This window comes from Filifactor villosus (genome assembly GCF_042652965.1).
GTDB classification, from domain to species: Bacteria; Bacillota; Clostridia; order Peptostreptococcales; family Filifactoraceae; genus Filifactor; species Filifactor villosus.
On record NZ_JBHSHL010000014.1, the window covers coordinates 156185 to 178242 of the forward strand.

The 22058-nt window shown below is 41.5% G+C and carries 18 protein-coding genes; 4 read left to right on the plus strand and 14 right to left on the minus strand.

Annotation, left to right across the window (positions count from 1 at the left end):
* Positions 1 to 131 precede the first annotated feature (131 nt).
* Complete coding sequence (gene lexA / locus ACFO4R_RS04510; RefSeq protein WP_379787845.1) at positions 132 to 758, plus strand: transcriptional repressor LexA; 627 nt, start codon at positions 132 to 134, stop codon at positions 756 to 758.
* Positions 759 to 951: 193 nt separating this feature from the next.
* On the opposite strand, the gene typA is transcribed toward lexA, so the two are convergent.
* The 8 genes from typA to ACFO4R_RS04550 all read right to left on the minus strand — a co-directional run bounded on the left by typA (position 952) and on the right by ACFO4R_RS04550 (position 13006).
* A complete protein-coding gene (gene typA / locus ACFO4R_RS04515) occupies positions 952 to 2778 on the minus strand; it encodes a translational GTPase TypA (RefSeq protein WP_379787846.1) in 1827 nt (608 codons plus the stop codon).
* A 64-nt stretch (positions 2779 to 2842) separates the two neighbouring features.
* Complete coding sequence (locus tag ACFO4R_RS04520; protein ID WP_379787847.1) at positions 2843 to 3481, minus strand: regulatory protein RecX; 639 nt, start codon at positions 3479 to 3481, stop codon at positions 2843 to 2845.
* A gap of 9 nt (positions 3482 to 3490) precedes the next feature.
* Complete coding sequence (gene uvrA / locus ACFO4R_RS04525) at positions 3491 to 6334, minus strand: excinuclease ABC subunit UvrA (RefSeq protein ID WP_379787848.1); 2844 nt, start codon at positions 6332 to 6334, stop codon at positions 3491 to 3493.
* An 11-nt stretch (positions 6335 to 6345) separates the two neighbouring features.
* Complete coding sequence (gene uvrB, locus ACFO4R_RS04530) at positions 6346 to 8319, minus strand: excinuclease ABC subunit UvrB (protein WP_379787849.1); 1974 nt, start codon at positions 8317 to 8319, stop codon at positions 6346 to 6348.
* 738 nt (positions 8320 to 9057) lie between these two features.
* Positions 9058 to 10248, minus strand: coding sequence for a S41 family peptidase (locus tag ACFO4R_RS04535; RefSeq protein WP_379787850.1), 1191 nt, complete (start codon positions 10246 to 10248; stop codon positions 9058 to 9060).
* A gap of 30 nt (positions 10249 to 10278) precedes the next feature.
* Entirely contained in the window at positions 10279 to 11430 is a 1152-nt protein-coding gene (locus ACFO4R_RS04540; RefSeq protein WP_379787852.1) for a murein hydrolase activator EnvC family protein, read from the minus strand.
* A gap of 8 nt (positions 11431 to 11438) precedes the next feature.
* On the minus strand, positions 11439 to 12326 hold the full coding sequence (gene ftsX, locus ACFO4R_RS04545) for a permease-like cell division protein FtsX (RefSeq protein WP_379787853.1): 888 nt from the start codon (positions 12324 to 12326) through the stop codon (positions 11439 to 11441).
* Positions 12320 to 13006 carry a cell division ATP-binding protein FtsE gene (locus tag ACFO4R_RS04550; protein ID WP_379787854.1) on the minus strand — a complete coding sequence of 229 codons (687 nt, stop codon included), beginning with the start codon at positions 13004 to 13006 and terminating at the stop codon, positions 12320 to 12322. The genes ftsX and ACFO4R_RS04550 overlap by 7 nt, the downstream gene beginning before the upstream one ends.
* 245 nt (positions 13007 to 13251) lie before the next feature.
* On the opposite strand from ACFO4R_RS04550, the gene ACFO4R_RS04555 reads away from it, so the two are divergent.
* From ACFO4R_RS04555 to ACFO4R_RS04565, 3 genes are all read left to right on the plus strand, one after another.
* A complete protein-coding gene (locus tag ACFO4R_RS04555; RefSeq protein ID WP_379787855.1) occupies positions 13252 to 13815 on the plus strand; it encodes a 5-formyltetrahydrofolate cyclo-ligase in 564 nt (187 codons plus the stop codon).
* Positions 13816 to 14266: 451 nt separating this feature from the next.
* On the plus strand, positions 14267 to 14857 hold the full coding sequence (locus tag ACFO4R_RS04560) for a zinc dependent phospholipase C family protein (RefSeq protein ID WP_379787856.1): 591 nt from the start codon (positions 14267 to 14269) through the stop codon (positions 14855 to 14857).
* Between the two features lie 14 nt (positions 14858 to 14871).
* On the plus strand, positions 14872 to 15069 hold the full coding sequence (locus ACFO4R_RS04565) for a hypothetical protein (RefSeq protein ID WP_379787857.1): 198 nt from the start codon (positions 14872 to 14874) through the stop codon (positions 15067 to 15069).
* Between the two features lie 195 nt (positions 15070 to 15264).
* Here the strand turns inward: ACFO4R_RS04565 and ACFO4R_RS04570 are convergent, their stop codons facing one another.
* The 6 genes from ACFO4R_RS04570 to ACFO4R_RS04595 all read right to left on the minus strand — a co-directional run bounded on the left by ACFO4R_RS04570 (position 15265) and on the right by ACFO4R_RS04595 (position 21995).
* A complete protein-coding gene (locus ACFO4R_RS04570) occupies positions 15265 to 16425 on the minus strand; it encodes a galactokinase (RefSeq protein ID WP_379787858.1) in 1161 nt (386 codons plus the stop codon).
* The gene (gene galT, locus ACFO4R_RS04575) at positions 16422 to 17405 is read right to left on the minus strand and encodes a galactose-1-phosphate uridylyltransferase (protein ID WP_379787859.1); all 984 of its coding nucleotides are present in this window, start codon (positions 17403 to 17405) and stop codon (positions 16422 to 16424) included. Before galT ends, ACFO4R_RS04570 begins: the two co-directional genes overlap by 4 nt.
* 1 nt (position 17406) lies before the next feature.
* Positions 17407 to 18294, minus strand: coding sequence for a DUF5107 domain-containing protein (locus ACFO4R_RS04580; protein ID WP_379787860.1), 888 nt, complete (start codon positions 18292 to 18294; stop codon positions 17407 to 17409).
* 11 nt (positions 18295 to 18305) lie between these two features.
* Positions 18306 to 19316, minus strand: a complete 1011-nt coding sequence (mglC, locus tag ACFO4R_RS04585) for a galactose/methyl galactoside ABC transporter permease MglC (protein WP_379787861.1) — start codon at positions 19314 to 19316, stop codon at positions 18306 to 18308.
* Positions 19317 to 19328: 12 nt separating this feature from the next.
* Positions 19329 to 20828 (minus strand): sugar ABC transporter ATP-binding protein, encoded by a 1500-nt coding sequence (locus tag ACFO4R_RS04590; RefSeq protein ID WP_379787862.1) that lies wholly within the window; start codon positions 20826 to 20828, stop codon positions 19329 to 19331.
* 96 nt (positions 20829 to 20924) lie between these two features.
* The gene (locus ACFO4R_RS04595) at positions 20925 to 21995 is read right to left on the minus strand and encodes a galactose ABC transporter substrate-binding protein (protein WP_379787863.1); all 1071 of its coding nucleotides are present in this window, start codon (positions 21993 to 21995) and stop codon (positions 20925 to 20927) included.
* Positions 21996 to 22058: the final 63 nt, after the last annotated feature.

Consider the following 22058-nt stretch of genomic DNA (forward strand, 5'->3'; position numbering starts at 1 on the left):
AATAGAACATTTGTTCTATTTATAGAATATCAGAACAAATGTTCTGTGTCAATAAGATTAAGAACATTTGTTTGATTTTTTTTCCTTTGTCTGCTATAATGTAGTAAATTATTGAATCAGGAGGTTTTTGTATGTTTATCGATTTAAGTGAAAAAGAACGACTGACCTTACAATATATATCTGAGAATGTAGATGAGAAGGGATATCCTCCTTCCATAAGAGAAATATGTTCTGAAATAGGGTTCCGATCTACTTCAACTGCATATTCGTGTTTAAAGAGTTTGCAGGATAAGGGATACATTCGAAAAGATCCGTCAAAGCCCAGAGCGATTGAAGTGATAAATTCTGTAGAGCGCATGGGCTTTGAGAAAAAGAAGACGGTCGATATCCCTCTCGTCGGTCAGGTCACGGCAGGTCAACCCATCCTTGCAGTGGAGAATATCGATGAGTATTTTCCGATCCCCAAGGAGTGGATCAGCGATAACGACCATTTCATCTTAAACATATCCGGCGACAGTATGTACGATGCGGGTATCTATGACGGAGATATCGTCGTTGTAGAAAAAACAACAGTTGCAAAAAATGGAGATATCGTTGTTGCATTGATCGATGGAGAATATACGACGGTAAAACGCTTTTATAAAGAAAAAGATCATATTCGCCTACAACCGGAAAATGAATCCTATGAACCCATTATTAGCAACAATGTATCGATATTAGGAAAGATCAAGCTGTTGATCCGCAGAGATGTTCTTTGACAAGTGCTGTTATTATCTGTTTGAATTGTTGGGTCGTACAGAACCGAAATCTGTTAAACTTGTATGTACTTTAGTGATTACATTGTTTCTGCGGATGGCATTTTTATCGGAGAATAGTATCAACAAGGATAAATGTCGAAAAAAGGTTGTAATTTTCTCTGTTTAAGAGAAAATTACAACCTTTTTATATGAGTTAAACACTTTTATTTTTTGACTTTGCTCGTTGCTGTTTATCCAAGATTTTCTTGCGAATCCTCATCGATTTGGGAGTAAGCTCAATCAACTCATCATGCTCAATAAACTCCAGAGCTTCTTCCAAAGACATTTTTCGGGGCGGAGAGAGTCTAAGAGCCTCATCTGCACCGGAAGCTCGCATATTGGTAGCCTGCTTTCGTTTGCAAACGTTGACATCGATATCCATGGGTTTTGCGTTTGAACCGACAACCATCCCTTCATACACTTTGTCTCCGGGAGAAACAAAGAGAACTCCCCTCTCCTGTGCATTATATAGACCATAACTTACGGCAACTCCGGTTTCAAACGAAACAAGAGAACCTTGGCTTCTTTTGGGAATCTCTCCCTTGTGGTAATCGTGGCCTTCAAAAAGGGTATTTAAAATACCGTTTCCCTTCGTGTCTGTGAGAAATTCGGAGCGGTAGCCTATCATTCCCCTCGTAGGAATCAAAAACTCAATCCGGGTATATCCTCCCTTGGACTGGACCATATTGACCATCTCACCTTTTCGAGCTCCCAGTTTTTCAATGACAGCTCCCATAAATTCTTCCGGAACATCGATGATAGCCCTCTCCATGGGTTCCATCACCTTGCCATTCTCATCTTCCTTCATAAGGACTTCCGGCTTGGAGACCATAATCTCGTAGCCTTCTCTTCTCATCTGCTCCATCAAGATGGAAAGATGGAGTTCTCCTCTTCCCGAAACTCTGAAAGAATCCGCGGATTGAGTATCCTCTACCTTTAGAGATACGTTGGTATTCAGCTCCTTCATCAGTCTGTCGCGGATCTGACGAGAGGTCACGAACTTTCCTTCCTGACCTGCAAAAGGTCCGTTATTTACGGAAAAAGTCATGACAAGTGTAGGTTCGGAGATCTTGACAAAGGGAAGAGGAGTCTTGTCATCAGCGGTCGTGATCGTATCTCCGATCTCAATTTGTTCTATTCCCGATATTGCTACGATGCTTCCCGTTCCTGAAGAGGACACTTCCACACGTTTCAGACCATCGTATTCATAGAGTTTTCCTATACGGACTTTATAAGACTTGTCCTTTTGCTCGTAGTTCGTTACCCACATTTCATCGCCGACCGAAATAGTACCGCTTTCTACCTTGCCGATTCCGATTCTGCCTACATATTCGTTGTAATCGATGGTGGAGATCAAAACCTTACTGTAACCGTCTTCATCTCCGCTCGGACAAGGTATGTTTTGGATGATTGTTTCGAACAAACTCTGCATGGACTCTTCCAAGGCATCATGTTGTCTTCCTGAGATCCCATTTTTTGCGGAAGCAAAAATAAAGGGAGAATCCAACTGTTCTTCATTTGCATCCAACTCGATAAATAAGTCCAAGACTTCGTCCACGACTTCCGTCAGTCTCGCTTCGGGTCTGTCTACCTTGTTTACACAAATGACGGAAGGAAGTTTAAGCTCCAGAGCTTTTTTCAAAACGAACTTTGTTTGAGGCATGGGGCCTTCAAATGCGTCTACGACCAATACGACTCCGTCCACCATCTTTAAGATCCGTTCTACTTCTCCGCCGAAATCGGCATGTCCCGGGGTATCGATGATATTGATCTTGTAATCTTTGTAATGGACTGCGGTATTCTTGGATAAGATGGTGATCCCCCGCTCTCTTTCCAAGTCGTTGGAATCCATTACCCTATCTTCGACCTCTTGGTTTTGTCTGAATACCCCGCTCTGTTTTAACAGGGCATCGACCAAGGTCGTTTTTCCATGATCTACATGGGCTATAATTGCAACATTGCGTATAATTTCTTTTTTCAAAGTATAACCCCTTTTCTATAACATATTCCGTGAAAACCTACTTATTATATCACAACAAGGGGAACTATTCATCGGTAATATCAAAATTTTCTTCAGATAATAGCCTTTCTACCGCGGTTTTGACCGAGTCATAACGGAAACCTCGATAACTTAAAGTCGAATATAATTTCTTTTTTATTTCGATAGGAGGGAGTGTTGAAAGGGACTTATATTTTTTCTTTGCCACAGCATAGGCATTGTCCTCTTCTCTATCTCGCGGTACATATTGTGAAAGAATCTGCTCTTCCTCATTGTACAGGCCTTTGGAGTACAGTTTCATCCTGATCTTCTCCTTCGAAAAACCCTTGGATAGACAGGACTCGATAATGTGCTTGGAAAGAAGGTCATCATCTATCAGTTTCATCCTCTTCAGTTTTTCGATGACATAGGTGATATGCTTGCTGCAAAAACCTTCCTTCTTTAAACGTTGTTCCAATTGTTTGGAAGATAGGGCGGAGTAATCCAACTTTCGAAGAGCTATATGAAAACACTGTTGATACTTATCCTGTTCCAGTTTTTCAAAGAGCCTTTCATCCAAAACCACTTCCCTACCCTTCTTCCAACCGAGGGCAAACAACAGCTCTTCCGAAACGGTCAGCTCCTTCCCTTCTTCGAAAGAGATCAGATAAAGCCCTCTTTTTTTAAGAATAGAATCGATCTTCATTTCCATTTCCTATCTCTTCAAATGTTTTTTTAAATACTGACCTGTATAAGAACGTTTGCACTTTAATATTTCTTCCGGGGTACCTGTGAAGATGATCTCTCCTCCTTTATCTCCTCCATCGGGCCCTAAGTCGATGATGTTGTCGGCAATTTTGATCACATCCAGGTTGTGCTCGATTACTACAACGGTGTTTCCGTTGTCGACGAGTTTTTGGAGAACGTGGATCAGTTTGTCTACATCAGCGATATGAAGACCCGTAGTAGGCTCATCGAGGATGTAGAGGGTGTTTCCCGTTCCCTTCTTGCTGAGTTCCGCCGCCAATTTGATCCTTTGAGCCTCTCCGCCGGATAATTCGGTGGAGGGCTGTCCCAACTTGATATATCCCAGACCGACTTCCAGCAGAGTTTCCAGTTTTTTCTTGATTTTAGGAATATTTTCAAAGAAGGAATAAGCTTCCTCCACGTTCATCTCCAAGACATCGGAGATGGATTTTCCCTTATATAGGATTTGAAGGGTCTCCCTGTTGTAGCGTTTTGCCTTACATACTTCACAGGGTACATAGACATCGGGAAGAAAGTGCATTTCGATCTTAATGATACCGTCTCCGTTGCAGGCTTCGCATCTTCCCCCTTTGACATTGAAGCTGAATCGTCCTTTTTTGTATCCTCTCGCCTTCGCCTCTAAGGTCTCGGCAAAGATGTCTCGGATAAAGTCGAAAACGCCCGTATAGGTTGCGGGATTGGATCTGGGAGTTCTGCCGATCGGAGATTGATCGATGTTGACGACCTTGTCGATTTGTTCCATACCTTCAATAGAAGTAAATTCTCCGGGTTTCTCTTTAGTCCTGTTGATTTTTGCTGCTACCGCCTTGTAAAGGATCTGATTGATTAAGGAGCTTTTTCCGCTCCCCGAAACTCCGGTTACGACATTCATCACTGATAGGGGGATCGACACATCGATGTCCTTGAGATTGTTTTCTCTTGCTCCCCTGATATGAAGATGGTGATCTTCCGTGACAGTTCTTCTCTTATCCGGTAGAGAAATGTATTTTTTTCCGCTTAAATACTGGCCTGTGATTGAGTGCTTACATTTTTTTATCACATTGATACTCCCCTGAGCTATGATTTCTCCTCCGTGGATCCCTGCACCGGGTCCGATGTCGACGATCTCGTCAGCCGCATACATGGTATCTTCATCATGCTCTACGACTATGAGAGTATTTCCGATGTCCGTCAAATTTCGCAGGGTTTTTATCAGTCGATCATTGTCCTTCTGATGCAGACCGATACTCGGTTCATCAAGCACATACAAAACACCTACGAGGGCCGATCCTATCTGTGTCGCCAGACGAATCCTCTGAGATTCTCCTCCGGACAGGGTGGATGCTTTTCGAGATAGAGTCAGATACTCCAATCCCACGTCCAAGAGAAAGGTAAGCCTGTTTCTTACTTCCTTTAAGATCTCTTCCGAAATAAATTTTTCTTTTTCTGTCAGTTCCAAGGAGTTTACAAAGTCCAGGAGCTTGGATACGGACATATCCGTCATCTCGGATATGTTTTTCCCTCCGACTGTAATGGAGAGGACTTCTTTTTTCAACCTGTGGCCATTGCAAGAGGGGCATTTGCTTTCGATAACATATTTGTTGAGTTTTTCGCGCACATAGTCGGAAGAAGTCTCCCTAAGCCTTCTTTCCAAGTTCGGGATCACACCTTCGAACTTTGCATTGTAGGTTCGCACCCCGTCGGCAAATTGGCTTTCAAATTTGAAGGTCAAAAGCTCATCGCTTCCGTATAGAAGCTTTTGAACAAAGTCCTTTGGAAGCTGTTCGAAGGGTATATCCATAGAGACCTTGTTGTTCTGCGCCAAGGTCCGGATCATCATCATATAATAGCCTTCATTTCCGTTCTTATCCGAGCTGTTCCATGCTTCGACAGCTCCTTCCGAGAGAGATCTGCTCGGATCGGGAACTACGAGTTTAGCATCCACTCTGTTCATATAACCCAGTCCGTTACAAGTTTCGCAGGCGCCATAGGGAGCGTTGAAGGAGAACATTCTCGGGGAGATCTCCTCTATCGTAACTTCGTGGTCAGGACAGGAAAAGTTTGTAGAAAACAGCTTTTCGTTTCCGTCCATAGTATCTACGCTCACCAGGCCGTCCGACATTTTAACGGCGATCTCGATCGAATCCGCAAGCCTTTTTTCGATATTTGATTTTATTACGATACGGTCGACAACGACATCGATGGAATTTTTTTTATTTTTGTCCAGATCGATCTCGTCGGAGATATCCTTGATCTCTCCGTTAATTCGGATTCGGACGAACCCTTCCTTCTTTATTGCCTGTAAGACCTTCTCATGTCTTCCCTTCTTGCTTCGTACGACGGGGGAGATCAGTTGAAGTCTGCTTCCTTCGGGAAACTCCATAATTTTATCCACGATCTCCTGGATCGTCATACTTTTGATCTCCTTCTTACACACCGGGCAGTGAGCGATTCCTATGTTGGCATAGAGAAGACGAAGATAGTCGTAGATCTCCGTCACCGTTCCTACGGTGGAGCGGGGATTGTGAGAAGTTGTCTTCTGATCGATGGAGATCGCCGGGGACAGTCCTTCTATATATTCCACATTGGGCTTATCCATCTGTCCTAAAAACTGTCTTGCGTAAGAAGAGAGACTCTCCACATACCTTCTCTGCCCTTCCGCATAAATCGTATCGAAGGCAAGAGAGGATTTTCCCGATCCGGACAATCCTGTAAATACGATGAATTTGTTTCGAGGAAGGCTGATGTCGATATTTTTCAGATTGTTTTCCCTTGCTCCTTTTATGATGATCTTGTCTTTTTTGCTATTCAATGTTTTCTCTCCTATTTTTTACCAAATTTCTTTTCCAACTCCATAATGGCATCCCTGAGTATCGCAGCGCGTTCAAAGTCGAGATTATCTGAAGCTTTGAACATTTCTTCTTTGAGCTGATCTATTTTTTCAGCTGCCTCCTCCCTCGAGATGGTATCCCTTACGGAGTACGTTTCTTCGCTTTGAGCGACCATCATCGAAATCTCATCGTGTATCGGTTTTATAATTGTTTGAGGTACGATGGAGTTTTCAATGTTGTACTGATGTTGGATCTCTCTTCGTCTCTTGGTCTCCTCTATCGATACCGCCATCGAACGGGTGATATTATCCGCATACATAATGACTTTTCCGTCGGCATTTCTTGCGGCCCTCCCTATGGTCTGTATCAAAGATGTCTCGGAGCGTAAGAAGCCTTCTTTGTCCGCATCGAGAATAGCAACCAACGAAACTTCCGGGATGTCCAAACCTTCACGTAAGAGGTTGATTCCTACCAGAACATGAAATTCTCCCAAGCGCAGGCTACGGACCAAACGAATCCTTTCGAGGGTCTCCACGTCGGAGTGAAGATATTCCACCAAGACCCCAGCCTCTTTCAAGTAGTCGGTCAAACTCTCCGCCATCTTTTTTGTAAGCGTCGTTACCAGGACACGTTCGTTCTTTTGTATTCGTTCGTTGATCTCATAGAGAAGATCATCGATTTGTCCCTCTATCGGTCTTACCTCTATGATAGGATCCAAAAGTCCCGTGGGTCTTATGATCTGTTCTCCAAAGGCCGAGGAATGAGCGATTTCATATTTTCCCGGGGTAGCCGATACAAATAAAATCTGGTTTGAGACGACTTCAAACTCTTCAAATTTCAAGGGTCTGTTGTCTGCTGCCGAAGGGAGTCGAAATCCGTATTGGATAAGAGAATCCTTCCTTGATTTATCTCCTGCATACATTGCGTTCAGCTGTGGAATAGTGACATGAGACTCGTCTATGATGATAAGATAATCATCCGGAAAAAAGTCCATCAGAGTAAAGGCTCTTTCTCCCGCTTTTCTTCCGGTCAAATGACGGGAATAATTTTCAATTCCTTTACAGGTTCCTATTTCTCGAAGCATTTCGATGTCGTAACGAGTCCTTTGTTCGATTCTTTGGGCTTCTAAAAGCATATCGTTTTCTTTAAAATAGGAGATTTGCTCCTCGAGTTCTTTTTCGATGGAAGTGATCGCCTTTTCCAGTTTTTCTTTGGTGGTAACATAGTGGGATGCCGGAAATATGGAAGCGTGACGCAATTCTCCCAATACTTCTCCCGTAAGATGATCCACCTCCACGATTCGATCGATCTCATCCCCGAAGAACTCTACTCGAAGTCCTTTGATATCGGTGTTTGCCGGCATAATTTCCAGGATGTCTCCTCGAACACGGAAGGTTCCACGCACGAAATTGATGTCATTGCGTTCGTAATGGATCTCTACCAACTGTCTTATTACATCATCCCTATCTCTAATCATACCGGGACGCAACGAAACCATCATATATTTGTAGTCATCGGGGTCCCCCAAACCGTAGATACAGGAAACCGAAGCGATGATAACGACATCTCTTCGTTCTATGACTGCTGCCGTAGCGCTGTGTCTCATCTTATCAATCTCATCGTTGATGCTGGAGTCCTTCTCGATATAGGTGTCGGAGCTGGGAACATAGGCCTCCGGTTGGTAATAATCATAATAGGAGACGAAGTATTCGACTGCGTTTTCAGGAAAAAATTCTTTGAATTCGGAGTATAATTGCGCCGCTAAGGTTTTGTTGTGAGCAATGACCAAGGTCGGCTTTTGAGTACGTTCGATAATGTTTGCCATCGTGAACGTTTTTCCCGAACCCGTTACACCTAATAGGGTCTGAAATTTTTGATCCTTTTCTATGGATGTAACCATGTCTTCGATCGCCTGAGGCTGATCTCCTGTTGGTCTAAACTCCGTACTTAATTTAAATCGGTTCATCTCTACACCTCTTTAAAAAATATTTTTTATATCTTAACAAATTCTATATAGGCGAGTCCAAAGACGTAGAAGGATGAAGATGGGATCGGATCTTTCAAATTTTTCAGTCCTGTTATTTTATCCGTTTTCTATTCCCTCCCACAAAGGTATCAAAAGTTTGTCGGGTTTGATATTGTTTCCGAGTACTGATTAGGAGTTAGGATCGATAATACCTGTCTATGTTTCTTTGCTCTTTCCGGACTTTGACTTCGATAAATGATAAGAAAGTAATGGAAATTAAGGAAATGCCGAACAAGGTCAAATCCTTGATTTTTCTTTGGTTTTATAAAGAATGAAAAACCGTTATATCAGCATGTTCGAGAACTTTATTCTTCATATTAAGATTGATTTTGTAATGATTTTTCGAATTATGCGATATTTCCTTAACGGATCCCGCTATGCTGTTGCTTATTCTCGCATCATTGTACAAAGAACTTTCAAAATCATAGATATCCCTTTTTACAAAGTTTATACAATGATCTCTTAAAATTAACCTTGCACTGCGATCTTTCAAACTGTTTTTCGATAATAATATATTTTGTATTCCCGACATTTCAAATCGATAACAGTATTAATACTGTAATTTTACCGACCTATATTTTATCACAAACAAAAAAAGAAGTATAGAGTTAAAGAACATTTGTTCCGGCTCTTCCTTCTTTTTTGTTTAAAGGTTTAAATGAAAAAGGCTATGCAGCATCATTTATCTCCGCGTAAAATCTCTTTTGCCTTTTCTAGTTGGTTGTCTACTTGTTTTGAGAGAAATTTTTCCTCATCCAAGGCAATTTCGATATCCGGCTTGATCCCTTTATGATTGATGTTTTCGCCCTTAGGAGTAAAGTATTGTTGGGTGGTGAGTTTGTAACCGGAGCCGTCACTCAATAATCTCACGGACTGTACCAAGGCTTTTCCAAAGGTGGTCTCTCCGACCAAAGTGCCTACTTCGTTATCACGAACAGCACCGGACAAAACTTCTGAAGCGGAAGCTGATCCTCCATTGATCAACACGACTAAAGGAATATCCAGTTGACCTCCGTCCTTTGACTTGATATATTCTTTTTTCCCTTTCCTATCTTGGGTATAGACAATGGTCGCCTCTCCCATAATGCTGTCAGCAACTTCCTGCACCTGATCAAGAAGACCACCCGGATTGTTTCTCAAGTCGATGATCAGACCTTTTATTTCTTGATTTCTCAACTCTTTCAACGCTACCTTGAAATCTCTTGCTGTCCCTTCGGCAAATTGTGTGATTTGAATATAACCCAGCTCATCGATCATCTTGTGCTCAACAGTGTGTAAGGGTATCTCTTCTCTTTCGATCTCCAGAACGATAGGCTCTTTCTCTCTCAAAACTTCGATTTTAACGGTTCCATAGTCCGGTTTACCCAATAGAGAGGATTTTTTTTGAGAAAGGGGCACCTTGATCTCTTTTATCGCCTCAGAAAGCTGGCTTGCATTATAGGCTTGGTCATTGACCTTACTTATAATGTCTCCGGGTTTGATACCGACTCGATCCGCGGGAGAATCTTTTAAGGGTGAAATGACTACAATGTTCTCATCTTTGATTCCTACAATGACCCCTATCCCAATGAGTTCTCCGGTGGTCTGTTCGGAGAGTTCATCGAGTTCTTCTTTTGTAAAGTACTCTGAATAAGGATCGTTTAACCCTAAGAAAAGACCTCTTTGCATGCCCAAGAAGAGATCTTCGCTGTTAACATCTTGATAGAAGTTCTGTTCGATCTCCTTTTCCAAATACATAAGTTTTTCATATTTCAAACTGTCTTTTATTAAGGCTTCATACCTTTGCGATACCACATTCGTTGTTACCAAACTCGTTACCAAAACGAGGGTCGTACTGTAAACCAATAACTTGATCTTAGAAAATTTCATCTATCATCTCTCCTCATTATATTTCGTGATCTATTGAAAGAATCTCATCGGATCCGTTGTTTCCCCAAAAACTCTGACCTCAAAATGTAAATGAGGTCCTGTGGAACGTCCTGTCGAACCCAGTTCCGCTATCTTTTCTCCGGAACTTACCCACTGACCTGCAGACACCATATTTTTGGAATTATGTGCATAGATGGTGACCAGTTCTTCGCTATGTGCGACAAAGATCACATTCCCATAACTTCCTTGAATTCCGGAAAAAAGAACAAGTCCATCGCCGGCTGCAAGGACAGAAGTTCCCTCGGGAGCGGCAATATCAATCCCGGAGTGAAACATTACCCGATTCAAAATGGGATGTGTCCTGTATCCGTAACCGGAAGTAAGTCTACCCTTGACTTCAAGAGGCCACCGGATTGAGTTTATGGCGGGAGTGAAGGTTGTGTTCTCATAGTAACCCTTATATCCCCCATCTCCCTGTTGTTGAAGAAGCAGGATCTTATCTTTGAGATGATCAGCTTCCTTCTCTAAAATGTCCATTTCAACATATAATTTAGCAAGCTCCTCGTCAACCCGGTATTCCAGTTCTTTTTGAAAAGCTCTTTCCTGCTCCAAGTCGAACTTCTCATCGAGCAATTTCAACTTTTTCTCATGTCTTTTTACAACTTTTTCTTCGCGAGCTCTGTGAACTTCCAGAAGTGAAGCACTATCGGTCTCTAAACTCCGAAAAATTTTTTTGTCGTAATCTATGATTTTTTTTGAAATGACAAGGTTGTTTATCAGCTCCGAAATATTTTTTGAAGAAAGGATGATTTCCAAATAGCCCAACTGTGAATTTTTGTACATCGCCCTCATGCGTTTCCCAAGCCTCTGCTGATTTTCGGAGATTTGTCGATTCAGTTCATCCATCTCATCTTGAGTTTTTAAGATGCTCTTATCTAAGACTTTTATTTCAGCTTCATTTTTTCGAATAGAAGTTTCGAGTTCGAGGATATCCCTATCCAATTCGTTCAGGTCTTTTTCAATTTCGTAAAGATACTTCTTTTTTCCATCGATCTCTATTTGGATATCGTTCTTATTTTTCTGAAGTTCCTGAATACTTCTGCCATCAAAATCCGTAGTTGCAAAGATAGGATGAGTCATCATCAAAAAAATAAAGAAAAAAAGAGTAACTGAATATTTCATCTGTAAAATCACACCTTTAAATATCTTCTTAGAGAAAACAGGCTTGATACTGCCCCAACTCCGCCACCGATCAACAAAAATGTTCTCATTATCGGTACGGCCAAATCTTTTGCGGGGATAAAGTAGGAAGCCAACAGGATATTATCTCCCACTAGGGAAGTCTGTAGAAAAGCATATCCCTGTATAAGGAGAATCCATGAAAGAAAGGCCCCTGATATCCCTAAGAGAATCCCTTCTGTGAAAAAGGGTCCGCGAATAAACCAGTTTGTCGCTCCCAAGCATCTCATGATAAAGACTTCTTCCCGATATGAAAAGAAGGCAATCTTAATCGTTGAAGAGATGATGAAGAAGGAGATTGTCATTAAAAATAACGTCAGAAAAAAGCCGAATCGTGATACCGCATTGGAGATTAAAAGCAACTTATCTAAGATCTCTTGATAATACACGATATCACTTACTGCAGATAAAGTCTTTAATTCCGCAGAAACTTCCTTGGCATCTTCAGGATTCAAGAGATGGACAACATAAGAATCTTCCAAGAAGTTGGGAAGCCCTTCAAATAAGTAATCGTTATCTTGCATCCTACTCCTAAATTCCTTCATAGCCTGCTCGGAAGACTTAAAGGAATAGCCCTTGATGCGTTTACTTTCATTGAGATAGACGACGATCTCCTCTTGAGCTTCACCGGCGGAGTCGGTTGATATAAACACCTGCATGGCATCGTATCTCTCTTCGACAAGATGGGCCATATGGTTTATGTTTACGATGATACAAAAGATGATCCCAAAAATGAACAGGGATAGGGCGATAGAGATGATGGATGCAAGAGAAATACTGAAATTGCGAAGGATGTTCTTCCATGCTTTTAGAATATTTGTAAAAAATATCCTTACCATAGAATTCCTCTCCTTCCGGGTTCATCTCTTACCACTCTTCCATTTTTGAACTCAATAGTCCTTTGATCCATTTCGTCGACGATCTTTTGTGCATGTGTTGCAACGATGACCGTGATCTTCTTTAAACTCAGATCAAACAGCAATTGCATGACCTCTCTTGCACTCTCAGGATCAAGATTTCCGGTGGGTTCATCCGCAATGATGATTGAAGGTTTGTTTATGAGGGCTCTGGCTATCGCGACCCTCTGTTGCTCCCCTCCGGAAAGTTGATGAGGATAAAATTTTTCTTTGCCTCTCAGATTTACCGAAGACAAGGCGTATAAAATCCTTTCTCTTCTTTTTTGATATGGCGTACCTGTGATCTCAAGAGCAAATTCCAGATTTTCATATACGGTTTTGTTTTGAAACAATCTGAACTCCTGAAAGACGATACCGATATGTCGGCGATACATAGGGATTTCTCTAAGGGATAATTCTCTCAAAGAATGATCCAAAACAATGATCTCTCCTTTGGAAGCATCAATCTCCTTCATAAGTAATTTTACGATCGTAGACTTGCCGGCTCCGGATTTCCCGATCAAAAAAACAAACTCTCCTTCTTCAATTTCAAAATTGACATCGGTTAAAGCGGGAGGAGCATTTTTAAAGTAAGATTTTGAAACATTTTCAAAAATAATCATATAGACCTCAATATACCCTGTATTAAAAGTTTCTACCATTATACATGAAATTATGGAATGTTTCAATGTGTTAAAAGTGTTGAGATTTCAAAAATTTAAATTGCCAATCTGTCGGAAACGTTGTAAAATGATATTAATCATCAAGGATCAAACCTTTGGATTCTCTGAAGGCAAATGCTTTATCGGATTTGTTATGTGAACAGATCGAATATGGGTTAAACAGTTCAGCAAGGATGGATAATTTTATGGATAAAAGGACATTTCGAAGTATGGCTCGAAAAAACAGAGATGCCATGAATGAAAAACTTCGCTTGGAAAAATCAAATCTGATTTTTGAACAGTTGATCAAACTCCCGTTGTTTCAGAAATCAGAGAACCTCTTTATTTATTTAAGTTTTCGCTCGGAAGTAAATACTTGGAAGATCCTGGACTATGCGTTGGAGCAAGGAAAATTCGTATATGCTCCCATTACTTTGACAGACGAGAAAAAACTGCTCTGTTGCAAGGTGGATGATCCGAAAAAGCAGTTGCAAAAAGACAGCTACGGGATCCTATCTCCATATTTTGATAAGGATAGAATTGTTTCCTCTCAGTTGATCGACTTGGTCCTTGTTCCGGGCTTGGCCTTCGACCTCGAGAAACACCGAATGGGTTATGGAGGGGGATATTACGATCGGTTTGTTACTACTTTGTCTTCTTCCGCGACTACCCTCGCTCTTGCCTTTGAAGAACAATTGTATGAGAAGATCCCTCTTGATCCCTACGATATGAAGGCCGATCATATCTTGACGGAGAAACGATTCTTTTAGGACAGTATCGTATCATTCAAAAAATGTGCGAGAGCTTTTTTCCTTTACGCTGTTGATATGAGCAATTTGTATTCCATAGAAAACAAATTGTCTTGGTTGCGAAATCGACAGGGCGTTGCTTTCCTTGGAAACAGTGTGATTGCCAAATTCTTGTTTCTTTAAGTTTATCCGTTATTGATGTGGAAGCATCTTCCGATAAGGAAAATATTATTGACATTGATTGAATTTCTTCTGTTTAACGGGGTATCAGTGTAAAAGAGACTTTTGTTTCGGAGTGCGGAAAATATATTTTCCAAAAAGAAAAGGGTCTTTGTAATGTATCTCATCTTGTAAATAGCGAGCTTCTATTGCTATGATAAATGAAGCCCACACCATCTTATTATTGCATTCTAAGGTTTTGTATAGTACAATGTGAGAGTTAAATAGTTTTTTGCCATATCAGGAGGTAGCGGTGTTAATTCAATCTCACGCGAAATTTGCTTTGTATTTTTTGGATGGAATCCAAAGAAATATGAATATCCAATTGAACAAACAATCTTTTGTTTTAGGGAACATTGAACCCGATTTTCCGTTTGTATTTCCGACAGTGAAACACTATAAGCAGAGTAACCATGATTTTATCTACTCGTTAATTAAAGACTTGTATGAATACAATTGCAACGGAAACTTCCTTTCCTTAGCAAAACTTTCGGAAAAGCTGGGCATTATCAATCACTATATCTGTGATTATTTTTGTAGGCCCCATTTTGATAGAGACTACTATTCCTCTCACTTGGTTGAACATCTCGGTTATGAAAAAGACCTGCATCGCTATTTGAACACCTCCTACTCTTTTTCAGACAATGAAGATGCTTATTCCAAAACTCTTCCCTTGGAAGGAATTTTTCCCTTTATAGAGGAGAGGCTTTTTGAGTATGACAATCGCGAAATGGGTTTTCAAACGGATATTGACTTTGCACTAAGCACGGTAAGTGCTATCAATTCTACAATTTTATCGAACTTGGTATTCGAAAACTATGTATTAAGCTTGAGTACATTATAAGGTGAGGTGAAGTGATGGAAAATTTTGATAAAATATCAATTGAAAATATCTCGAAAAATGATTTGCTTGTTATCTTAGATTCTCTCCAATACTCCTTTGAACATACCAAGGTAGATGAATTTCAGTACTTGAGAAACACGATCGTGCGAGATCTGCTTCTTCTTACAGAACTGAAACAGGAACATGACCTAATCGAATACCTCAAAAAATAAGACTTTTTTCCATCTGTTGAAGACGAATTTTTGTGCCTTCAACAGATCTTTTTTTGCCTGGACGACAGCAGATGGGGAAATGTTGTAATAGAAAAATTCAAAAAGATAATAGTATAAAAGCACGTTATACTCTCGTACGACATTTCTCTAACAAAAAACTCTGATAGAATCAGAGTTTTTTGAGCTTATAGAGTCCTACAATTCACGCACACCGTCATCGATACCGGAGACGAAGAATTCACCTTCATACCCGATTTTTTCGGCATAGGCCTTTGAAACAGATGAAATAAAGTCTTCCACTTCTTCGTTCTTGACTAAGGCGATGGCACAGCCTCCAAAGCCTGCACCGGTCATTCTGGCACCTAAACAACCTTGTTGTATTTGCGCAAGAGATACCAGAGTGTCAAGCTCGATTCCCGTAACTTCGAAATCTTCCTTTAGGGAATGGTGTGAAGCATTCAACAACCTGCCCAGTTCGGGCATGTCTTTATTTTCGATAGCATTTATCACCGCTTTCACTCTTGTGTTCTCGGTTACAACATGCCTTGCACGCCTGAGCAAGGTTCCTGTCAATACATAAGAAAGGCTGTCAAATTCATCTTCGTCCAATTCACAAAGGTGGTTTAAAGGTCTCAAAGAGGAAAGCAGTTCTTTTGCCCTCTCACATTCCTGCCTACGTTCATTGTATTTGGAATCCTTCAATTCTCTTCTCTTTCTCGTATTCATAATAACAAAACGATATCCGTCCAGTTTCAAGGGGACGTAACCATAAGAGAGAGTCTCGGTATCAAGCAGAATAGCATTGTCTTTTTTGCCCATCCCGATGACAAATTGGTCCATAACGCCCGAGTGTACACCTATAAAATCATTCTCCATCTCCTTCCCTGCCAGTACGAGATCCATCTTGTCAATATTTCCGTCATTATAAAGTACATTGATGATCTCTCCGATCAAAAGTTCCAAGGATGCGGAAGATGATAGTCCTGCTCCGTTCGGGATGTTCCCGGAGATCAAAATGTTTAAGCCCCCTACCTTAAATCCTCTTTTCATCATGGACCAAACCATTCCCATGGGATAGTTGACCCATTGTTTGTCCTCACAATATATGAGATCGGACTGTATTTCAAAAGAGTCTCTATGAGAAAAGTTCGTGGATATCAGGGATATGATATTGTCATCTCTTTTAGCGGCAATTGCATAGGTACCGATCTCAATTGCACAGGGAAAAACACTTCCCCCGTTATAATCGATATGTTCTCCAATAATGTTGATTCGGCTGGGAGAAAAAAAGGTTTTTGTGTCGACTTGGTCAAACTCCCTCTTAAATTGCTTTTCTAAGTCTTGTATATTCATCATTTACCACTTTCCAAAAATTTATTTAAGGCTTCCCGCAATTCGACTGCGGTCTCCTCTACAACTCTGGGGTTCGCATTTGCCCAAGCTCCCGTTTCGGAAGAAGCATTGTATTTGATGCTCTTCTCACCTCTCATTGGAGGATAAAATTTGATATGGAAACGGTAGTAGTCCTTTGCATCCTTATAGGCTTCGGAGTTGACCGGAACCTGATAGATCCCCATCATATACGGAAATTTTTTGTCAAACAAACTGTCAAACATTCCCGTTACCTTCTTCAAGGTTTCGGAAAAAACTTTCTTTTGCGATTCGGAAAAGTCCGAAAAGCTCCCGAGATCCGACTTGGATACGATATACACCCCATAGGGATAATCGGTAAAAAAGGGAAGGTATACCAGAAAATCTTCGTTTTCAAAAATCACCCTCTTACCGCTCCTCTTCTCTTCTTTGTTCATCTCGTCAAAGAGATTTTTTTTGTGTTCTTCATAAAATTCTTTGCTATTTTGCAGTTCTTTTTGTAACTTTAAGGGAAGATAAGAGTAGCCGTAGATCTGTCCATGGGGATGAGGCATAGTTACCCCTACTTCGGCCCCCCTGTTTTCAAAGGTAAAAATATATTTGATCTTCTCATCCTTGGAAAGTTCTTCATATCGCTCTTGCCATAAGTCAACCAGTTTTTTGATATGTTCTGTCGAAAGTTCACAGATCGAGGCATGGTGCTCGGGAGAATACAGGATGACCTCGCATTTTCCGTAAGCTGTTTTCGTCTTATAGAGTGCGGAATCTTCCGAGTAAGGAAACGGAGGATCTTGAGATAGGGCCGGAAAATCATTGTCGTACTTATGAACATCATATGCTTCAGGGACTTTTCCCGAACCGGGACAAAAGGGACAGTAGTCCTTGGGCATATCCGGTCTGTTCTGTCTGTGCCCCGCAACGATTGTCCAGTCCTTCAACAAGGGATTCCATCTAAGTTCTGCCATACTAACAATCTCCTTCTATATCATCTCTTATTTCTATCTCTACTGTCCATGTCTTTGTAGAAAAGGCTTCAATAAATGCAGACTTCCCATTTTCAACACAGCGCTCCAGAGAATCGTAGAAGCCGTTACAAGGCTCCAAAGCACAGTTATACTCTCCTTTAAATCCTCCCTTTGTAAACCATATTCCAAGATAAGGAAGTTCGGACGGATCAAAGTGAATGATGTAAGAAAGCTGCTTGTTCGGATAATAGAGACCTACTTTATCGGTAGATAGCTCCTTTGATATATAAAATTTATAGGAAGACTTATCCGAAAATTCGGATAGGTCCCTCCAATCAAAGTCAAAGATCCTATCGTCTTTTACATTTATAATTTCTTCTTCTCTTTTCAGAAAGAGAAGTTTTGTATCTTCTTCCACACGGTTTAAGCCGTGCAAGGCCCACAAATAATGATAAGCTTTGTTGGTGTTGTTTGTAAGAGAGTACGAGAGTACCAATCTGTTGTCTCTAAGCTCCATATCCCTCTCGAATAGAAGGGGAACAGAAGCAAGATTTATACTTGCCTTCAATAGAGGTCCTCTAAGGGAAAATTCCCATCTTCTCGACCATACATCTCCGTGGTCAGGAAGAAGCCAAGTCGTACCGGGATAACTGCAGGCATCGATTGTAGGGATCGTATCATCCAAGCCCGAGGTGTCAAAATCTGCAAAGCCTCCATTGGGCACGGGTAGTCGGTACTTCTTCAAAGAGGGCTGAAAGAGAAACTCAAAGTCTGTCTTTTTATGTGTGATGGAAGCGATCTTAGCGCCAAAATTCTTCAGAACACAGACCTTAAGTTTGTCGTTTTCGAGAATGTAGGCCTCCTGATTTAAGTGAAAGCTCTCGGTCATAGTCCATCCTCCTACTTCTTGGAGATGTATTTTCTTGCATCGATTGCTACCGCAATAATGATGATCAGACCTCTTACAAGATATTGAATATTGGGATCGACCTTGATATAGTTCAATCCGTAGTTGATAAATTGAAGGATCACAGCTCCTATCAATACTCCCGGGATCGTACCTACTCCTCCGGCAAACGAAACTCCTCCTACCACACAGGCGGAAATGGCATCAAGCTCATAGGAGAATCCGGTATTCGGATTTACCGAACCCAAACGAGCCCCCTCCAAATAACCGGAAAAACCATACAAAACTCCCGAGATCAAATAGATGATCATAATGTTTTTTACAAGGTTTATTCCCGATACGGCAGCTGCTTCGGGATTTCCTCCGATCGCAAACATATTCTTCCCTAAAGTTGTTTTGTTCCAGATAACCCACATGATCATAGCGGTGATCACCAGATATAAAATAAGATTGGGAACACCCAGGAAGGAACCTGTTGCAAACTTTACATATTCCGGGTTTAGAGTTCCCAAGGGCTGTGCTCCAAACTGCTGACTGTTGATGTAGAGGTTTATCAATCCGAAGGCGATCAACTGTGTACCCAAGGTCACAATAAAGGCGTGTATTTTCAAAAAAGCAACCCCCAATCCATTTACGATACCGAAGATTGCTCCCACAGCTATAGCAGCGAGAAAAGGGAGAAACAATCCAATATCTCCAAGTTCGGGGTACATTCTTGCCGCAAAATCGGTCGACTGAAGGAGAGAGGCTGCGATGGCTGCGGACAGACCCATTACCCTACCGGCAGACAGGTCCGTTCCTTGCAATACGATCAAGCCTGCAACTCCAAGAGCCATGATCGCTCTTGTTGAAGCTTGCATAAGAATATTCTTAAAGTTTCTAATCGATAGAAAAGACGGATCGTAAATAATAATAGATACAATCAACAATCCGAGAATAACATACAGAGCATAATTTAAAGCCAAGTCTGAAACTTTTTTTCGGCTCATTGTGTTTTCCGACATAATATAATCCTCCTACAAATATTTTGTTGCCAAGTGCATGATGGTTTCCTGATCCAAGTTTTTGTTTTCTTCTATTCCGGCATATCGGTAATTTGACATGACCAAGATCCTGTCACAGATTCCAAGCAGTTCAGGAAGCTCTGACGAAACGATGATGACTCCCTTACCTTTTTTGGCCAAATCGATGATCAACTGATAGATCTCATATTTTGCACCTACATCGATCCCTCTGGTGGGCTCATCAAGCAATAAGATCTCCGGTTCAGTCAAAAGCCATCTGCCTATGATGACCTTCTGCTGATTTCCTCCTGAAAGAGTTCGGATCAAAGTGTTTTGTGAAGGAGTTTTGACCGACATTGATTCGATGACCCACTTGGTGTCTTTTTTGATGCTGTTGTTGTTTAGGAGACCGAACTGCTTATACTTATCAATGTTGGCAATCGTGGCATTTGAAGCGATATTCATCATCGGGAAGATACCGGTTGCACGACGTTCCTCTGTCAGTAGAGCAAATCCGTTTTTTATAGAGTGCTTCGGTGTCGAGTTATCGATCTCCTTCCCGTGAAGAATAAGATTACCGCTGCTCTTGGTAGCAACTCCGAACATCGTCTCAAGCAATTCTGTTCTTCCCGCACCGACAAGTCCTGCAACTCCGAGAATCTCTCCCTTCCTCAAATCAAAGCTGATGTCTTTGATACAGGGTTCATATTTTCCGCTTAGATTTTTGACTTCCAGGATCACTCCTTCCGGTTTATTATCCTTTGGAGGAAAACGGTTTGTCAACTCCCTTCCGACCATCAAATTGATGATCTTATCGGTTGTCATATCCTTGCAACTTTCTGTAGCGACCCATTTTCCGTCACGGAAGATGGTAATGTCGTCGGAGATTTGTAAGATCTCTTCCATCTTATGAGAAATATAAACGATTCCCATTCCTCGTTCTCTCAACATACGGATGATACGAAATAGAACTTCGACCTCCTGGTCGGTAAGGGATGAAGTCGGTTCATCCAAGATCAGGATCTTGGCATCATAACTGACTGCCTTTGCAATTTCAAGCATCTGCCTTTCCGAAACCGACAAATCTTCCGTCTTTTTTTTCGGGTCGATCTTTATTCCAAGTTCATCAAAGGCCTTTTGTGTAAAACGGTACATTTCTTTATGGTCCACCAGAAAGTTTTTCTTCGGAAACCTTCCGAGCATCATATTTTCAGCAACAGAGCGTTTCATAACCTGATTCAATTCTTGATGTACCATCGCCACTCCGCACTCTAAGGCTTCTTTTGGAGATTCGAATTTTACTTTTTTTCCATTGAGGATGATCTCCCCCTCATCTTCAAGGTAGATTCCGAATAGACACTTCATCAGGGTGGATTTGCCCGCACCGTTTTCGCCCATAAGCGCGTGTACGCTGTGGGGTTTTACATGCAAATGAACCTTATCCAAAGCCTTGACTCCCGGAAACGACTTGGATATCCCGTTCATTTCTAACAAATAAGTCTGATTGGACATACGTAACTCCTTTATAAATACAAAAAATGCGGTATTTACAAAAAGAATCGCACGCTATGTGCGATTCTTTTTAATATAAAGTCCCGGATTTACCTTTTATTGTTCATACTTTGCATACGGAATACGCACTGCAACTCCTGAAGCATCGTAAGAATAGTCTGTTCCTTCGATAAACTCTTTTCCGTTTGCAGCATTCTTAGCCAGGTCATACATAGCCTTCGCCATAGCCGGAGCATCCTGCATAACGGTTCCGTCCATAGAGCCTGCTGCGATCGCCGCTTTAGCCTCTTCAGTAGCATCTACACCGAATACCGCTACATGCTTGGATGTATCTGCATCGTTGTATCCGATCGCTTTCAGAGCGTTGATCGCACCGATCGCCATTCCGTCATTGTTCGCAAATACCACGTCAATATTTGCCTCATCTTTTGCCAACCAAGCATCCATGGCCTGTTTTGCTTTCTCTGTATCCCAAAGAGCGATCTGCTCTCCGATCTTATTTACCTCGATTCCGGCATCCATAACGGTTTTTACGGAGTATTCACTTCTTGCAATTGCCTCAGCATTGTCAAGTCCGCCGTGCAACAATACATAATCCAATTTTCCGTTTTTGTTTCTGTCTGCTGTTTCTTTGTTTGCTTCCCAATAAGCCTTTACGAGTTCTCCTTGCATCACTCCGGCTTCTTCGATTTGAGTACCTACAAACCTCGCCTTGTCATAAGTCTTGTAGGAGTCGATATTGTCCGGCTCTCTATTAAAGAACACCAAAGGTTTTTCGGTTTCTTTCACTTTATCGATAACGACCTGTGCTGCTCCGGTGTCAACCAAGTTTACAAGCAAAGCATCCACGTTTCCGCTCAAAGTAGCGTCCACTTCATCGTTTTGTTTTCCTTGATCGCCCTGAGCATCTTGGAAGGAAAATTCAATTTCCGGATCCGCCTCATCAAGTTTTTTCAACTCTTCACGAACCATAGAAAGATACGTATCGTTAAATTGATAGAATAACACTTCTACCTTTTTAGCTCCTTCCGCAGCAGGTTGCGCCGCTTCTTCCGTCTGTGTTTCCGCTTCGGTCGCGGGTGCTTCCGCTTCTTTTTTTGGTCCGCAACCTACAGCCAGGGAAAGGATCATTGCCGATACCAATCCCACTGTGAGTAATCTTTTCATTTGTACTGTTCCTCCTGATAATAAGTTTGATAAACATAGTATAATCAAGGGTGTACTCCTTGA